Source organism: Salmonella sp. 2020_1459, assembly GCF_043847915.1.
Classification (GTDB): domain Bacteria; phylum Pseudomonadota; class Gammaproteobacteria; order Enterobacterales; family Enterobacteriaceae; genus Salmonella; species Salmonella enterica.
The window spans coordinates 318,470-334,204 of the sequence record NZ_JBCMFA010000003.1 but is presented as its reverse complement, the minus strand read 5'-3'; the positions used below and the strand labels follow the sequence as shown (position 1 = coordinate 334,204).

Below are 15,735 nucleotides of genomic sequence, written 5' to 3'. Positions count from 1 at the left end.
AGAAAACAGGTGAAAAACAGCAGAAGAAGCCGTGTGATTTTACTCGCACTGGCGGCAGCATGGAGCCAGTACAGCCCGGCGGCCGTCAATGTTGACCGGACCCGTATTATCATGGATGCGCCGCAGAAAACGGTGGCCATCACGCTGAATAACGATGACAAAACCACGCCGTTCCTGGCGCAGTCCTGGGTGACGGACGCTGACGGGGTGAGAACCGATGCGCTGATGGCGCTGCCGCCGCTGCAGCGTATTGATGCCGGACAGAAATCCCAGGTCCGCATTACCCAGGTTCGCGGGCTGACAGATAAGCTCCCTCAGGACAGGGAAACGCTGTTCTGGTTTAACGTGCGGGGCGTTCCCCCGAAGCCGGAAGACGACAACGTCCTGCAGCTGGCCATGCAGAGCCAGCTGAAACTGTTTTACCGTCCGAAAGCCATTATCAGAAGCAGCAATGACCAGCCGGAAAGAAAGCTGACCGCTGAGCGGAATGCGGGACACCTGACCCTCAGAAACCCGACGCCGTACTACATCACTGTGGCGTGGCTGGGAGCAGACCGTAGCCACAGGCTCAGCGGTTTCCGCGAGGGCGTGATGGTGCCGCCCCTGGGGAGCCTGCCTTTAAAGGCTGTTCTGCCGGCAGAAACCCGGACGCTGTGGGTGGGGTATATTGATGATTACGGTGGACTGCAGATGAACCGCTACGCCTGCGATGCCCTGAACTGCGCGTTTAAGGACGCAGGGGCGACATCATGACAGGACGATTATTCAATATGAAATCACTGATACTGTCAGGTGTGTTTCTTTTCTTTGCTGTCTGTGATTCTGCGAGGGCAAACTATGACTGGTCAAAATGTGATGCCAATGGAAATGTAAATATTCAGAATATCAGCCTGAAGGGAGGACAATATTTACAAGGGCAGGAACTGCAGAAGATTACTGTTCCCATAAGTTATACCTGTACTACAACATGGAGCAGTTTTAATTCACTTGTTTACTCTACAGCAGTTTCGCTTTCCGATATGAGACAGGTAGCCACTGCGCTAAAAGATCGCGGTCTTGGAATGGATATCGTTGTTCAGGAAGGGAGCTTGACTCCCGTGACATTTACGTGGAGGGATATACAGGCAGGGTTTTCAGGCTGGTCCAGTTCAAAAGCATTCGGGCAACGTATGGAAGCGCAAAAAACATATAACCGGAGCGGAACGATTACAGTACATATTTTTGTCGAACAGGTTTTCAATAATAGTTTTTTGGACATAAACATTCCGGGAAGTAAAATTAATATATATCCCTATAGCCCGTCACAACCCGGACTGTCTGTTGAACCACCGACTGTTCCATTCAGACCTTTAACTGTTTCTGCGTTTAATCTCAGGTTTATTCCTGACAACTCAGGCAAGGTTATTATCTCTCCTTCTAATACCATCAATATGGGGCGTTTTTATACGGAATATAAGGAAACCCTGGTGCCCAGGGAAGTACCTTTCACCGTTACAGCACAACAGAATGTCGGAACGCAGATCCCGTTCGACGCCCCGCTGGCTATAGAGTTCAGGACCAACGGTCTGACACTGGCAGATGCTGACAGCGCCGTGCTTCTTAAGAATGATAAACAAGAATACAATGGTTTCAGACTGTCGGTAATGGATGTGGATAATAACACACCAGTTAAATTTAATGTGAAAGCAGATATGGGACCTATCCATCTTGATAACGGTGCCAGTGGCAAAATTATAAAACAGTATAAAGCAAAGGTCGAAGCTATACCCGGTGAGGTAATTAAAACAGGTGCTTTTTCAGCCGCAATGACAGTGATTGTTACTTACAATTAGCAGAATTAAATACCATTTCCTGATAGTTAATTAAAAATAGATATAAATTTATCTTTATGATTATTTTTTTTCTTCTCGGTCTTTTTCACTAAAAAACGGAGAGTCTGCATGTCTTCTGATAAATCAAAAGAGAAGATAGTTTTTTCAGGTAACGATATTCATTATCCCGGACAGACCAACCATGATGCCTGTTTTATTCCGGCAAGTGTCCGCCAGTATGCCGGCGAGCCCCTGTATATCATCGTGGCACACTGGTGCCTGTTGCAGCAGAACTGGGTTCAGCGTAACCAGATAGCAGAGGCGTTTCACATCACGGCCAGACGGGCCAGCTACCTGATTGCCTATCTGCGAAGCAAAACATCGCGGGTGGTCAGCATCTGCCGTCACCAGACCCTGCCTAATAAAGCACGACGCTATGAGATTTATGTTATCCGGGTTCTTGACAGTCCCACCCCGTCCACGCGCCGTGAAAAAGCCGGACCGCCGCTGGTATCAAAACGCCGGGTCGGTAATGGTGACAGGTCGATGGCAAATGAACTGTGGAACCGGCTGTGCAGTAACAGAAATGCGGGGAAAATCCTGAAAAAGAAGGAGGATGAGGATGACGGAACATAACCGGATGCCGGCCCGGCAGATTATCGTTTACGGTGACTGCTGGCCGGTGACGATCGCCGTGGCACACCTGGTCCGGAGATTTCTGCCGGGCTGCAACTGTGAAACCGCATACAGTCTGCCTGTTCTGTTGCAGCAATTACGTCGGAAACCGGAGGCCATACTGATATTGTGTCTGCGTCCCCGTGAACATCTCTTTTTGTTCTATTCCCTGAGACAGATACTGCCGGACTACCCGGTTATGATTATCAGCGATGAGCTGTTTTTCAGCGACCGGGTGGTACTGAAGGTATACGGCGGCATCCCGGCGCTGCTGGAGCAGGAACTGGCGGAGATACTTATTCGGTGGCGGCGGGATGAACAGTGGGCCGGGGGCGCACGCCTGCGCAGGACAGGAGCGCTGGACGCCTTTTTGTTATCTCCGGATCCGGTGACGGGCTTTCTGGAAGTGCCACCGATATTTAACAATCCGAAGCGGTTGATGAACTATATGGATCAGTTGATGCACCGGGAGATACTGGCATGCGGAGTGAGCCTGGCCCAGTTACGCTTGCTTCAGGAAGTTTACCGTGGACGAGGAAGGTTGTCAGCGTTGTGTGGAAGGCTGAATACACAGGAGAAGCAAATCTGGCAGGACAAATACCGGTTACTGGTGAAGCTGGGAATGCGGAACCGATTACGGGAACTGCTGTTTGGTACCCGGTTTTGTAAATCACTGCAGCGAACTCCGTTTATCGCTCCGCAATAACCCGCCTCCGGCGACCCTATCCAGAAACACTGACACGCCGGCTAAACCCGGTGGCGGTGGGGTATGTTTTGCCTGTGATGTAGTGGAGTAAAATACAGAATTCAGGCGGGATGCTGAATGTATGGCCTTTCATACCGTTTGATAAGTAAAAACGCTTCTGGAATGAAACCCGAAGTGAATGATACGGCCTGAGCAGAAGCGTTACATATTTACTGCATGATCCCGGTATAGCCATGAATTCCCATATACACGCCGACCAGACCAATCAGAATGCTCGAAAAATAGGGCGCCCGCCGGGCAAGCGTCGAAAAACCACTCCAGCGCTTTGCTGCCTGTTGAACGCTTATCGCCGCGCCAACGCCTACCGTCACCAGTGTTAATGCCAGGCCAAGACTAAAGCTCAGCACCATCGTGGCGCCCAGCGTAAACGCTTTAAGCTGGATACAAATCAGTAAAACGGTGATCGCAGCCGGACAGGGGATAAGCCCTCCGGTCAGGCCGAACAGCAGAATCTGTCCATTAGTCACTGTTTGACCATCAAAACGGCGTTGAATATCGGCAGCATGGGCGCGTTCATGGGCATCCTGATACGCTTTTGACGTTGCGCCTTCCGGATGTATGTGACCATGATGGTCGTGGTCGTGGTCGTGGTCGTGGTCGTGGTCGTGGTCGTGGTCGTGGTCGTGATGATGGTTTCCCGCCAGCCACTGCTGCTCGCCTCGCCATGTCCGCCAGAACATCCAGCACGCGGTGCTCAGAATAATGATCGCAGAAATTAACTGCAGCCATGGTTCCACTGATTGTGCGGTGAATGCCCGGCTAAGATACATCCCACCCAGAGCGATTAACCAGACGATCGCGGTATGAGAAAGCGTTGCTGCCAGACCGAGCATGACAGCCTGTTTAACCGTACCTTTAATGGCAATGATAAAAGCCGCCATCATAGTTTTGGAGTGCCCTGGTTCAAGCCCGTGCAAAATACCTAATAAAATGGCGCTGGGAATGAAGAACCAGCCGTTTCCTTGCTGAAGAAGTGTCGAAAATTCACCCATGAGAATGATTCTTAGTTGTTTTATGTGGGGCGTCATTCTACTCCCCCCCAGTATGGAATACTACCCCCCAGTAGCATCGTAATGCTATAATTTGTATTCGTTAATGTTAGTGAGGTGTTGTAATGTCACATACCATCCGGGACAAACAAAAGCTTAAAGCCAGAACCAGCAAGATTCAGGGGCAGGTGATAGCGCTAAAAAAAATGCTGGATGAACCGCATGAATGCGCGGCCGTGTTACAACAGATCGCGGCGATTCGCGGCGCGGTAAATGGCTTAATGCGCGAGGTGATTAAAGGGCATCTGACCGAGCATATCGTTCATCAGAGTGATGAAGCCAGACGTGAAGAAGATCTGGACGTAATATTAAAGGTGCTGGATTCTTATATAAAATAGCCGGGAGTTATATCCCGGCTATCTTTTACTTTAGCCGAAAAACATCACCGATACGCAAAGTAAACCGACGACCAACGTAATGAAATTACCTACTGAACGGTAGGGTTTCAATGCCGGTATCAGGTACGTTGACAACGTGGGCATAATAAACAGAATCATCGCAATGAGCGGGCCGCTAATGGCATAAATCATAGAGATGGCATTCGGGTTAATACAGCAAATAATAAACGTAATCCCGGAAACCAGCATGATAGATAGTGCGCGATTGAACGCCCGGCTTTTTTTCACGCCAACCTGCTGTAGAGTGGTTCTTACCATTTCGGTTGCGCCCTCAATGACGCCGAAATAGGTGCCGAGGAAAGATTTCGACATGGCCACGACGGCAACGATAATACCGGAAATAGAGAGCCAGGCCGGCGCATTGGGCATCATCGAGAGCGCGGAAAGGATGGTAACGCCTTCGTTGCGCGCGTCTTCAATGTATGACGGCGGAATGGAGAGCAGGCAGCTAAAGACAAAGAACAGCACGCTCAGGCAGATAATCAGATAGGCGACCTTCATGATCTTTTTGCATTTATCCATGGCCTGATCGCCAAAATTTTCCCGTCTGTCGATGGCAAACGTCGAAATAATGGGCGTATGGCTAAAAGCAAAAACCATCACCGGAATAGAAATCCATACCTGGTGCAACGTGTGACTATCCAAAGACATCTGCCCGGTCAGTAACGAGGGTTGCCAGCTTCCGGTTAAGTAGAGCGAAAGGAACAAGAAGTAAGCGATAAGTGGAAAGACTAAAAAGCCCATTACGCGAAGAGTGGCATGTCTTCCCATTAAGAAAATCATATTCAGGATAAGTACTACGCCGAAGCTAACTGCCATCCGGATGCGAATATCTATCTGAATATGCTTCGCTAATTGCTCTGTCAGGGAATTGGTAATCGCCACAGCATAAATTAATACCACGACAAAAAACGCAATGAAATAAAGCGTAGTAATAATACTGCCGATTTTCTTGCCGTAATAATGGGTAACGGCGCCAGTAATTCCCTCACCTGCAGAAGTCTTTGAGGAAAGAATAAACTGACACAGCGCTTTATGCGGCCAGTATGTCAGAGGCCAGGCGACCAGCGCGGTAATAAATAGCACGATTGCGCCTGCCGATCCCAACTGGATGGGAAGGAAAAGAGTGCCTGCGCCTACAGCCGTTCCGTATAATGCAAAACTCCAGAGAGTCTCATCTTTTGACCAAATTTTAGACATTATTTGAATTTATCAACTATAAAACACACAAAAAGAAGCGCAATTTACCATAAATAGCGTCAGTTGGGGGCGTTTTAAGCAGATGGATGTCGTGGAGGAGGAGGGCCGGGAGCGTTGCGATCCCGGCAAAAAAGAGCAATATCATGCACTAACGCGCTGTTGGCGGCGGGTCACTATTCGTTGGCGTAAAACATCGTACGCCCAGTTGTACAGCATCGTGTACGGCAAAAAGAACAGGAAGAAACCAATTTCCAGGGTGAATGCTTGTAGCAGGCTGACATTCAGTACCCAGGCGACAATACTCACGCCAATGACAATAAACCCACTTTCAAATCCTAACGCATGGAGTGCGCGCACTTTGGCGGTTCGTCTCACCTGATGCGCGGGCCACAGTCGATCAAACAGAGCGTTATAAATGATATTCCAGATCATGGCCGTCGTTGCCAGCAATATCGTCAGGCCGCCCATCTCCAGCACCGAGCGCTGCATTAGCCAGGCGGTCGTTGGCGCCAGTATCGCAGTCGCAATACCTTCAAAACAGACAGCATGGAAAATACGCTCCGGCAGCGAGCGACGTTGTATGGCGTCATGTTGCATAAACGAAAAAACCTTACTCTTAATCAAGCTAAAGAAATTTCCGCTATTTTATCGTTTAATGTGATACCTAAAAGATAACATCCATCGATAAAGTAGATAGGTTATGCGTTACTCACCTGAAGCGTTAATGGCATTTGTTGAGACCGTTTCTTGCGGTTCATTTTCTGCGGCGGCGCGCCGCCTGCGTAAAAGCCAGTCCACCATTAGTACCGCCATTGCGCATCTGGAGGCGGATCTGGGATTTTCATTATTTGATCGATCTTCGCGCCAGCCCGTTCTGACCGAAGAAGGAAAACGGGTGCTTAGCTATGTTCAGGCTATTTTATCGGCGAGCGACCGTCTGGATGAGGTGGCGCTGACGTTATCCGGCGAGACGGAGGCAAGACTCACGTTCGTCCTCTCTGATACCCTGCACCCTGACAGCCTGGAAGAGTTAATGGCGCAGTTTGATCGTCAATTTCCGCATACCGAGTTTGAATGCTTGATCGGAGAAAATGATGATGTCATCGACCTGCTGCAAAAAGGGCGCGCCCAGATAGGCCTGATTGAAGCGCGTGATGACTATCCCACAGACATTGGCGCGACGCGTCTGCCTGTTCAAAGCTGGATGGGAGTTTATGTGGCGACCACGCATCCGTTGGCGTCGCAGACGAACCTGCAATGGGAACAACTGCATACCTGGCGCGAGCTGCGTCTGAATACCTACCTTGACTCTAACGCCAACATTACGCGCGGCCCGGCCTGGTCAGCGCCAAACTATTTATTACTGTTGAGCATGGCGGTTCAGGGATTTGGCTGGTGCGTATTGCCCTGCGCGCTGGTGGAAGAGTTTGCGGCGGAAAAACCGCTGGCGCAGCTGGATGTTCCTGGCTGGCCGAGGGCGATTGCTATTGATTTGCTGTGGAACAAGAAAACGCCGCCCGGAACGGCGGGGAACTGGCTTCGCTACCATTTGCAGCAGAAATAAGCTGTACCACCGTCAAATCAGCGTCATTTCCTTTGTGATAAAACTCACTTTTTTTAAACAATCAAGATAACTAATTTTAACAATGCTCTACTATGGCGGTGTCATTTTGCGCTGAGGTGGTAATGAAAGAGGTTGTGATAGTGGGGGCTTTACGGACACCCATCGGCTGTTTTCAGGGAACGCTGGCCCGTCATTCCGCCGTCGAGCTGGGGAGCATGGTCGTAAAAGCGTTAATTGAGCGCACCGGCGTGGACGCTAACGCTATCGATGAGGTCATCCTCGGTCAGGTGCTGACGGCTGGCGCCGGGCAGAATCCGGCGCGCCAGTCAGCCATCAAAGGAGGGCTGCCGACTACCGTTTCCGCCATTACTATTAATGACGTTTGTGGTTCCGGTTTAAAAGCGTTGCACCTGGCGACGCAGGCTATTCAGTGCGGCGAAGCGGACATTGTTATTGCGGGCGGGCAGGAGAATATGAGCCGTGCGCCGCATGTCCTCAATGACAGCCGTACCGGCGCGTTGCCTGATGCCGACAATCTGGTGGATAGTCTGGTACATGATGGCTTATGGGATGCCTTCAACGATTATCACATTGGCGTGACGGCAGAAAACCTGGCGCGGGAATATGGCATCAGCCGCGAGTTACAGGATGCTTATGCGCTCAGTTCGCAGCAAAAAGCCAGGGCCGCGATTGATACCGGGCGTTTTAAAGATGAGATTGTCCCCATCGTCACGCAACGTAATGGGCAGACCGCAATTGTCGATACGGATGAACAACCGCGGGCCGACGCCAGTGCGGAGGGGTTAGCCCTGCTGCATCCGGCGTTTGATAGTTTAGGTTCGGTGACGGCGGGTAATGCCTCCTCAATCAACGATGGCGCCGCCGCGGTGATGATGATGAGCGAGGCGAAAGCCCAGGCGCTGGGGCTGCCGGTGCTGGCGCGCATCCGCGCGTTTGCCAGCGTCGGCGTCGATCCTGCGCTAATGGGGATTGCGCCGGTATATGCTACCCGGCGCTGTCTGGAGCGTGCCGGCTGGCAACTGACGGAGGTCGACCTTATCGAAGCCAACGAAGCGTTTGCCGCCCAGGCGTTGTCGGTAGGAAAAATGCTGGAATGGGATGAGCGACGGGTAAACGTTAATGGCGGCGCGATTGCGCTGGGGCATCCCATTGGCGCTTCCGGTTGTCGAATTCTGGTTTCACTGGTGCACGAAATGGTTAAACGCGACGCGCGAAAAGGTCTGGCGACGCTGTGTATCGGTGGCGGCCAGGGCGTTGCTTTAACCATTGAACGCGACTGATCCTGCGCCAGCCATCCTTTTCCTGCTTCAGTATTCCGTTGTAAAAAGCCCTCTATCACGAGGGCAAAGCCAGTGACAGAACCCCCTTTTTCGTTATAGCGCAGAACGTCTTGCCGCGTCGGGCATTGCAGACGCATACCGCTTTTAATTCAATTCGCACATCAGACCCCGTTCCAAAACAAGCTCCAATTTTTATCTGGGTAACCGCATACAGCATCTGGCGCACATGTCTGAAAATCAGACATGTGCGTAAGTTTTAGCGCCGTTCGTGATCGCTACAGCAGTTTTAAAAATAACCAACCATATAAATGAAACGTTGTTTTATTTATTGTTGAAAACCTTTATCCAGGCGACTATGATGCCGTTAAATAAATCAAAACAGTGTTTTGAATTTTATGCCATTGCGATCGATTTATCATTGGAGGGAAAAGTGGACGTAAGGCAAAGCATCCATAGCGAGCACGCTAAAACGCTGGACACCCAGGCGCTGCGACGCGAGTTTTTAATAGAAAATATTTTTGTCGCTGATGAATATACGATGGTCTACAGCCATATCGACCGTATTATTGTCGGCGGCATTATGCCCGTCAGCCATTCTGTTGAAATCGGCGGAGAGGTGGGTAAACAGCTTGGCGTTTCCCGGTTACTGGACCGCCGCGAGCTGGGCGTCATTAATATTGGCGGCGCGGGCGCCATTATCGTTGACGGGCAGCGCCATGATATTGGTCATCGTGATGCTCTGTATATTGGTAAAGGGGCGAAAGAGCTGGTCTTCGTCAGCAATGAGGCGAGCAGACCGGCGAAGTTTTATTACAACTGCGCGCCAGCGCATACCGCTTATCCGACGAAAAAAGTGTCGCCTGCCGACGTTGCGCCCGTCACCTTAGGCGATAACCTCACCAGTAACCGTCGCACCATCAATAAATACTTCGTACCGGATGTACTGGAAACCTGTCAGCTCAGCATGGGACTCACCGAACTGGCGCCCGGCAATCTATGGAACACCATGCCATGCCATACCCATGAGCGCCGTATGGAAGTGTACCTCTATTTCAATATGGAAGAGGACAGTTGCGTTTTCCATATGATGGGGCAGCCTCAGGAAACCCGTCATATTGTGATGCGTAATGAACAGGCGGTTATTTCCCCAAGCTGGTCAATACATTCCGGCGTTGGCACCAAAGCCTATACGTTTATTTGGGGCATGGTGGGAGAAAATCAGGTCTTCGATGACATGGATCACGTTGCGGTACAAGATCTGCGCTAGTCGCGACCGGTGATAACGCCTGTGCGTGACAGGCATGACAAAAATAAGGATTAACAATGATTTTGAATGCATTTTCTCTTGAAGGTAAAGTCGCGGTTGTGACGGGGTGCGATACCGGATTGGGGCAGGGGATGGCGTTAGGGCTGGCGGAAGCGGGCTGTGACATTGTCGGTATTAACATTGTTGAACCGACGGACACTATTGCGCGCGTCACCGCTCTGGGACGTCGTTTTTTAAGCCTGACAGCCGATCTGCGTCAAATCGATAGCATTCCGGCGCTACTGGAACGGGCGGTGGCGGAATACGGTCATATTGATATTCTGGTGAATAACGCGGGTTTGATCCGTCGTGAAGATGCGATTGATTTCACGGAAAAAGACTGGGATGACGTCATGAACCTGAACATCAAGAGCGTGTTCTTTATGTCTCAGGCGGCGGCAAAACTTTTTATTGCCCAGGGCAACGGCGGCAAAATTATTAATATCGCGTCTATGCTCTCCTTCCAGGGCGGCATTCGCGTTCCGTCTTATACCGCGTCGAAAAGCGGCGTAATGGGAATAACGCGTCTGATGGCGAACGAGTGGGCGAAACACAATATCAATGTGAACGCCATCGCGCCGGGCTATATGTCCACGAATAATACCCAGCAATTGCGCGCTGATGCACAACGTAGCGCCGAAATTCTCGACCGTATTCCGGCTGGACGTTGGGGACTACCGGGCGATTTAATGGGGCCGGTAGTCTTCCTGGCATCCAGCGCTGCTGATTATATTAACGGCTATACCATAGCGGTAGATGGCGGTTGGCTGGCGCGTTAATCCGCTACTGACAAATGCGTTTCTGGGAAAATCGACGCTTTGGCCGAAAAACTGATAAAGCCCTGTCCTGGTACAGGGTTTTTTTATGATCTCATTAGCATAGTCCATATTGTGGGTTTAACTTAATCCATATATTGTTAAATAATAGCTATGATCAATGCTTTAACTTATTGAAATATTGGTGGTTTGAAAAAATACCCGGCAACGGCGTTAAATTTAAAAAGTGTAATATCCATCACATATCGCTATAGCGTAGCCATTTAATCCATATTTATGCCGTTTCCAGCCTGACACTTGAGGAAGAGTATCCCGTACTTTCAGGCTATGTCTTACTCTGTTGTGGCAGGAAAATATGGTCTCTATTAATCATGACTCTGCTTTAACGCCGCGTTCGCTTCGCGACACACGACGTATGAATATGTTTGTTTCGGTTTCTGCAGCGGTAGCGGGACTGTTATTTGGTCTGGATATCGGCGTTATCGCCGGGGCGCTGCCTTTTATTACCGACCATTTCGTGCTGACCAGCCGGCTGCAGGAATGGGTCGTCAGCAGTATGATGCTTGGCGCGGCAATTGGCGCATTATTTAACGGCTGGCTTTCATTCCGGCTGGGGCGTAAGTATAGCCTGATGGCTGGCGCGATTTTGTTCGTGCTCGGCTCGCTGGGGTCGGCGTTTGCTTCCAGCGTGGAAGTATTGATTGGCGCCCGCGTGATACTGGGCGTAGCAGTAGGGATTGCCTCCTATACCGCGCCGCTTTATCTCTCTGAAATGGCAAGTGAAAATGTTCGCGGCAAAATGATCAGTATGTATCAACTGATGGTGACGTTAGGCATTGTGCTGGCTTTTTTATCCGATACGGCATTCAGCTACAGCGGCAACTGGCGCGCGATGTTGGGCGTGCTGGCGCTGCCTGCGGTGTTGCTCATTATTCTCGTGGTATTCCTGCCGAATAGTCCGCGTTGGCTGGCGCAAAAAGGTCGCCATATTGAAGCGGAAGAGGTGCTGCGTATGCTGCGCGATACCTCGGAAAAAGCCCGTGATGAACTGAATGAGATTCGGGAAAGCCTCAAACTCAAGCAGGGCGGGTGGGCATTATTTAAAGCTAACCGCAATGTTCGCCGCGCCGTATTCCTCGGTATGCTGCTACAGGCAATGCAGCAGTTCACCGGCATGAACATCATTATGTACTATGCGCCGCGCATTTTTAAAATGGCCGGCTTTACCACCACGGAACAGCAAATGATCGCTACGCTGGTGGTCGGACTGACCTTTATGTTCGCGACGTTTATCGCCGTCTTTACGGTCGATAAGGCCGGGCGTAAACCGGCGTTAAAAATCGGTTTCAGCGTAATGGCGTTAGGGACATTGGTGTTGGGCTACTGCCTGATGCAGTTTGATAACGGTACGGCATCAAGCGGTCTCTCCTGGCTTTCCGTTGGGATGACGATGATGTGTATCGCCGGTTACGCGATGAGCGCCGCTCCGGTGGTGTGGATACTGTGTTCGGAAATCCAGCCGCTGAAATGCCGTGATTTTGGCATTACCTGTTCAACCACGACAAACTGGGTATCGAACATGATCATCGGCGCGACATTCCTGACACTGTTGGACAGCATTGGCGCGGCAGGTACATTCTGGCTCTACACCGCGCTGAATATCGCTTTTATCGGCATCACTTTCTGGCTGATTCCGGAAACCAAAAATGTCACCCTGGAGCACATCGAACGCAAGCTGATGGCGGGCGAGAAGCTAAGAAATATTGGCGTGTAATCCCCCCTCCCATGCCGGATGACGCCTGTTATCCGGCATGATGAAAAATAGACTGGAAACGGATGTGTAAGTTTGCTTCACTGCCATAATGCTTTAAAAAAAGGAGAGCGCAGTGAAAACGATCGGGCTGTTGGGGGGGATGAGCTGGGAATCGACTATCCCTTATTACCGTTTAATCAATGAAGGCATTAAACAGCAGCTGGGAGGCCTGCACTCGGCGAGCTTACTGCTGCATAGCGTAGATTTCCACGATATTGAAGTATGTCAACGCCGCGGCGAGTGGGATAAAGCGGGCGATATCCTGGCGCAGGCCGCGCAGGGGTTACAGCAGGCGGGCGCAGAAGGCATTGTGCTGTGTACCAACACCATGCATAAAATCGCGCACATTATTGAATCTCGTTGTTCTCTGCCTTTCCTACACATCGCGGATGCTACCGGGCGAGCTATCGCCCGTCAGGGGTTGCATCGCGTGGCGCTATTAGGGACTCGCTATACGATGGAACAGGATTTTTATCGCGGGCGGCTGGAACAGCAATTTGCGATTGAGACCATCGTGCCGGAGGCGGACGATCGGGCGCGTATCAATCAGGTCATTTTTGACGAGCTCTGTCAGGGGACATTCACTGACGCGTCGCGCCACTATTATTTACAGGTTATCGAACAACTGGCTGCGCAAGGCGCGCAGGGCGTTATTTTTGGCTGCACTGAAATAGGTTTGCTTGTTTCCCAGACGCAAAGCGCGCTACCGGTTTTCGATACCACGGCAATTCATGCCGCAGATGCCGTGAGCTTTATGCTTTCGTCATCGGCCCCAGAATAACCTCCAGCGGTTCGACCAGGCGCGAAAGGTGCGTTTGTAAATGCTTACTGAAGGCGTCAACCAGCGCGGAGGCGGGGCGGTGTAGCGGGCGAATCAGGCTGACGGTAAAGGGCACGTCAATGCTGAAGCGGCGAACGGTGACGCCGCTGGCGGCATAGTCCAGCGCGGTTAGCGGGTTAACTATCGAAACGCCCGCCCCGGCGCGCACCATCGCGCAGACGGAGGCCGCGCTATGCGTTTCCACCACCATTCTGCGCTTCACCTGATGTTCGGCAAATAACGTATCCAACAACTGTCGATAGCTGTCCAGGCGGGAGAGGCTGATAAAGTTTTCCCCCTGAAAATCGTCTGGCGTCAGTACCGTTTTGGCGGCAAGCGGATGGTCGCAGGGCAGTACGCACACTTCATTTAGCGTTAGTAACTCGGTACGGGTTGTTCCTGCCGGGGCATGAAGCGTCTCCGTCAGCCCTAAGTCGTGGCGCTGGGCGGAGAGCCACTCTTCCAGCAACGGCGACTCCTGCGGCACAATATTCAGGCTGACATCCGGATAACGCGCCAGAAAAGGCGGTAGTAACGGCGGCAAAAAGGATTGTGAAAACACCGGCAGGCAGGCGATAGAGAGTTCGCCCTGACGGAACTCGCGCAGACTTTCCGCCGCGCTGACGATGCGATCCAACCCATACCAGGAGCGTTGTACCTCTTCGAACAGGCGTAGCCCTTGCACCGTCGGATGTAAGCGCCCGCGTGTGCGCTCAAACAGCGTTAATCCCAGCACTTTCTCAAAACGCGCCAGCTCGCGACTGACGGTAGGCTGCGAGGTATGCAGCAGCCGCGCCGCTTCGGTGAGATTTCCGGCGGTCATTACGGCATGAAAAATTTCAATGTGACGTAAATTAACGGCAGCCATACGTTTCCCTGAATCATTTATCCCATATCATTTTTGCATAGACTGACAATAAAACGATATTTTTTATTCTTTCTAAGGTATGGCGTAATCGTTAAAAAGCCTGTTCCGGAGTTTGTTATGTCATTGCCGCATTATTACGCTGAAACCGACCTTAACGCTGAAAATTTGCTCAGATTGCCTGCTGAATTCGGCTGTCCGGTCTGGGTCTATGACGCGCACATTATTCGCCGTCAGATAGCCGCCCTGCAGCAGTTTGACGTTGTGCGTTTTGCGCAAAAAGCCTGTTCGAACATTCATATCCTGCGCTTAATGCGCGCGCAGGGTGTCAAGGTGGATTCTGTTTCATTGGGGGAGATCGAACGTGCGCTGGCGGCGGGCTACGATCCGCAAACGTGCCCTGATGATATCGTTTTTACCGCCGATGTGATTGACGCCGCCACGCTGGCGCGCGTCAGTGAACTGCATATTCCGGTCAATGCCGGCTCGGTAGATATGCTGACGCAGCTTGGTCAGGTTTCGCCTGGGCATCGCGTCTGGTTGCGCGTGAATCCTGGCTTTGGTCACGGCCACAGCCAGAAAACCAACACCGGGGGCGAAAACAGCAAACACGGCATCTGGCATAGCGATCTTCCGGCGGCGCTGGCGGTAATGCAGAAATACCGACTGAAACTTGTCGGTATCCATATGCACATTGGTTCCGGCGTCGATTATGGCCATCTGGAGCAGGTTTGCGGCGCGATGGTACGCCAGGTGCTGGAATGTGGTCAGGATGTGGAGGCGATTTCGGCAGGCGGCGGACTCTCGATACCTTATCGTGAGGGAGAAGAGCCCGTTGATACGCGCCATTACTATGGCCTGTGGAACGCGGCGCGCGAGCAAATCGCCCGCCATCTGGGACATGCGGTCAAACTTGAGATCGAACCCGGACGTTTTCTGGTGGCGCAATCGGGCGTGCTGGTAACGCAGGTGCGTAGCGTAAAACAGATGGGAAGCCGCCATTTCGTGCTGGTAGATGCGGGTTTTAACGATCTGATGCGCCCGGCGATGTACGGTAGCTATCACCGTATTTCGGCGCTGGCGGCGGATGGTCGCGCGCTTGAAAATGGCCCGTGGGTCGAGACGGTGGTCGCCGGGCCGCTATGCGAATCAGGCGATGTTTTTACGCAGCAGGAAGGGGGAATGGTTGAAACACGCGCCTTACCTGCGGTCATCCCCGGCGATTACCTCGTATTGCACGATACCGGCGCGTACGGCGCGTCTATGTCATCGAATTACAACAGCCGCCCGCTCCTGCCGGAAGTGCTGTTTGACAATGGACAGGCGCGGCTGATCCGCCGTCGTCAAACCATTGAAGAGCTGTTAGCGCTGGAGATGCTCTGAAGCGCATC

The 15,735-nt window shown here is 51.6% G+C and carries 16 protein-coding genes; 12 read left to right on the top strand and 4 right to left on the bottom strand.

The features are described from left to right. Positions 1-9 precede the first annotated feature (9 nt). From stdC to ACH0VJ_RS10030, 4 genes are all read left to right on the top strand, one after another. Complete coding sequence (stdC, locus tag ACH0VJ_RS10045) at positions 10-753, top strand: fimbrial biogenesis chaperone StdC (RefSeq protein ID WP_000798502.1); 744 nt, start codon at positions 10-12, stop codon at positions 751-753. Continuing rightward, on the top strand, positions 750-1,832 hold the full coding sequence (locus ACH0VJ_RS10040) for a fimbrial protein (RefSeq protein WP_000147769.1): 1,083 nt from the start codon (positions 750-752) through the stop codon (positions 1,830-1,832). The genes stdC and ACH0VJ_RS10040 overlap by 4 nt, the downstream gene beginning before the upstream one ends. 108 nt (positions 1,833-1,940) lie before the next feature. Then, positions 1,941-2,447 carry a CaiF/GrlA family transcriptional regulator gene (locus ACH0VJ_RS10035; protein WP_000093326.1) on the top strand — a complete coding sequence of 169 codons (507 nt, stop codon included), beginning with the start codon at positions 1,941-1,943 and terminating at the stop codon, positions 2,445-2,447. Beyond that, a complete protein-coding gene (locus ACH0VJ_RS10030; protein ID WP_000134800.1) occupies positions 2,434-3,192 on the top strand; it encodes a transcriptional regulator in 759 nt (252 codons plus the stop codon). The genes ACH0VJ_RS10035 and ACH0VJ_RS10030 overlap by 14 nt, the downstream gene beginning before the upstream one ends. A 209-nt stretch (positions 3,193-3,401) precedes the next feature. On the opposite strand, the gene ACH0VJ_RS10025 is transcribed toward ACH0VJ_RS10030, so the two are convergent. Next, positions 3,402-4,244 (bottom strand): nickel/cobalt efflux protein RcnA, encoded by an 843-nt coding sequence (locus ACH0VJ_RS10025; RefSeq protein ID WP_000503690.1) that lies wholly within the window; start codon positions 4,242-4,244, stop codon positions 3,402-3,404. 122 nt (positions 4,245-4,366) lie between these two features. On the opposite strand from ACH0VJ_RS10025, the gene rcnR reads away from it, so the two are divergent. After that, positions 4,367-4,639 carry a Ni(II)/Co(II)-binding transcriptional repressor RcnR gene (gene rcnR, locus ACH0VJ_RS10020; RefSeq protein WP_000019953.1) on the top strand — a complete coding sequence of 91 codons (273 nt, stop codon included), beginning with the start codon at positions 4,367-4,369 and terminating at the stop codon, positions 4,637-4,639. Positions 4,640-4,669: 30 nt separating this feature from the next. Here rcnR and ACH0VJ_RS10015 read toward each other — a convergent pair whose 3' ends face one another. Both ACH0VJ_RS10015 and ACH0VJ_RS10010 read right to left on the bottom strand, forming a co-directional pair. Next, on the bottom strand, positions 4,670-5,899 hold the full coding sequence (locus tag ACH0VJ_RS10015) for an amino acid permease (RefSeq protein WP_000036837.1): 1,230 nt from the start codon (positions 5,897-5,899) through the stop codon (positions 4,670-4,672). A 141-nt stretch (positions 5,900-6,040) separates the two neighbouring features. Continuing rightward, positions 6,041-6,496 carry a multidrug/biocide efflux PACE transporter gene (locus tag ACH0VJ_RS10010; protein WP_001519547.1) on the bottom strand — a complete coding sequence of 152 codons (456 nt, stop codon included), beginning with the start codon at positions 6,494-6,496 and terminating at the stop codon, positions 6,041-6,043. A gap of 103 nt (positions 6,497-6,599) precedes the next feature. On the opposite strand from ACH0VJ_RS10010, the gene ACH0VJ_RS10005 reads away from it, so the two are divergent. From ACH0VJ_RS10005 to ACH0VJ_RS09980, 6 genes are all read left to right on the top strand, one after another. Next, positions 6,600-7,463: a LysR family transcriptional regulator gene (locus ACH0VJ_RS10005; RefSeq protein WP_001270769.1), complete on the top strand. Its 864-nt coding sequence runs from the start codon at positions 6,600-6,602 to the stop codon at positions 7,461-7,463. A gap of 122 nt (positions 7,464-7,585) precedes the next feature. After that, complete coding sequence (locus ACH0VJ_RS10000; protein ID WP_000665980.1) at positions 7,586-8,764, top strand: acetyl-CoA C-acetyltransferase; 1,179 nt, start codon at positions 7,586-7,588, stop codon at positions 8,762-8,764. Positions 8,765-9,194: 430 nt separating this feature from the next. After that, on the top strand, positions 9,195-10,031 hold the full coding sequence (gene kduI, locus ACH0VJ_RS09995) for a 5-dehydro-4-deoxy-D-glucuronate isomerase (protein ID WP_000383274.1): 837 nt from the start codon (positions 9,195-9,197) through the stop codon (positions 10,029-10,031). 56 nt (positions 10,032-10,087) lie between these two features. After that, entirely contained in the window at positions 10,088-10,849 is a 762-nt protein-coding gene (gene kduD, locus ACH0VJ_RS09990) for a 2-dehydro-3-deoxy-D-gluconate 5-dehydrogenase KduD (protein WP_000602479.1), read from the top strand. Positions 10,850-11,201: 352 nt separating this feature from the next. Continuing rightward, positions 11,202-12,620 carry an arabinose-proton symporter AraE gene (araE, locus tag ACH0VJ_RS09985; protein ID WP_000253650.1) on the top strand — a complete coding sequence of 473 codons (1,419 nt, stop codon included), beginning with the start codon at positions 11,202-11,204 and terminating at the stop codon, positions 12,618-12,620. A gap of 112 nt (positions 12,621-12,732) precedes the next feature. Then, complete coding sequence (locus tag ACH0VJ_RS09980; protein ID WP_000848631.1) at positions 12,733-13,440, top strand: aspartate/glutamate racemase; 708 nt, start codon at positions 12,733-12,735, stop codon at positions 13,438-13,440. On the opposite strand, the gene ACH0VJ_RS09975 is transcribed toward ACH0VJ_RS09980, so the two are convergent. Beyond that, positions 13,412-14,347 (bottom strand): LysR family transcriptional regulator, encoded by a 936-nt coding sequence (locus ACH0VJ_RS09975; RefSeq protein WP_000741798.1) that lies wholly within the window; start codon positions 14,345-14,347, stop codon positions 13,412-13,414. The two genes, ACH0VJ_RS09980 and ACH0VJ_RS09975, sit on opposite strands and share 29 nt — an antisense overlap. Before the next feature lie 117 nt (positions 14,348-14,464). On the opposite strand from ACH0VJ_RS09975, the gene lysA reads away from it, so the two are divergent. After that, the gene (lysA, locus tag ACH0VJ_RS09970; protein WP_000056599.1) at positions 14,465-15,727 is read left to right on the top strand and encodes a diaminopimelate decarboxylase; all 1,263 of its coding nucleotides are present in this window, start codon (positions 14,465-14,467) and stop codon (positions 15,725-15,727) included. Positions 15,728-15,735: the final 8 nt, after the last annotated feature.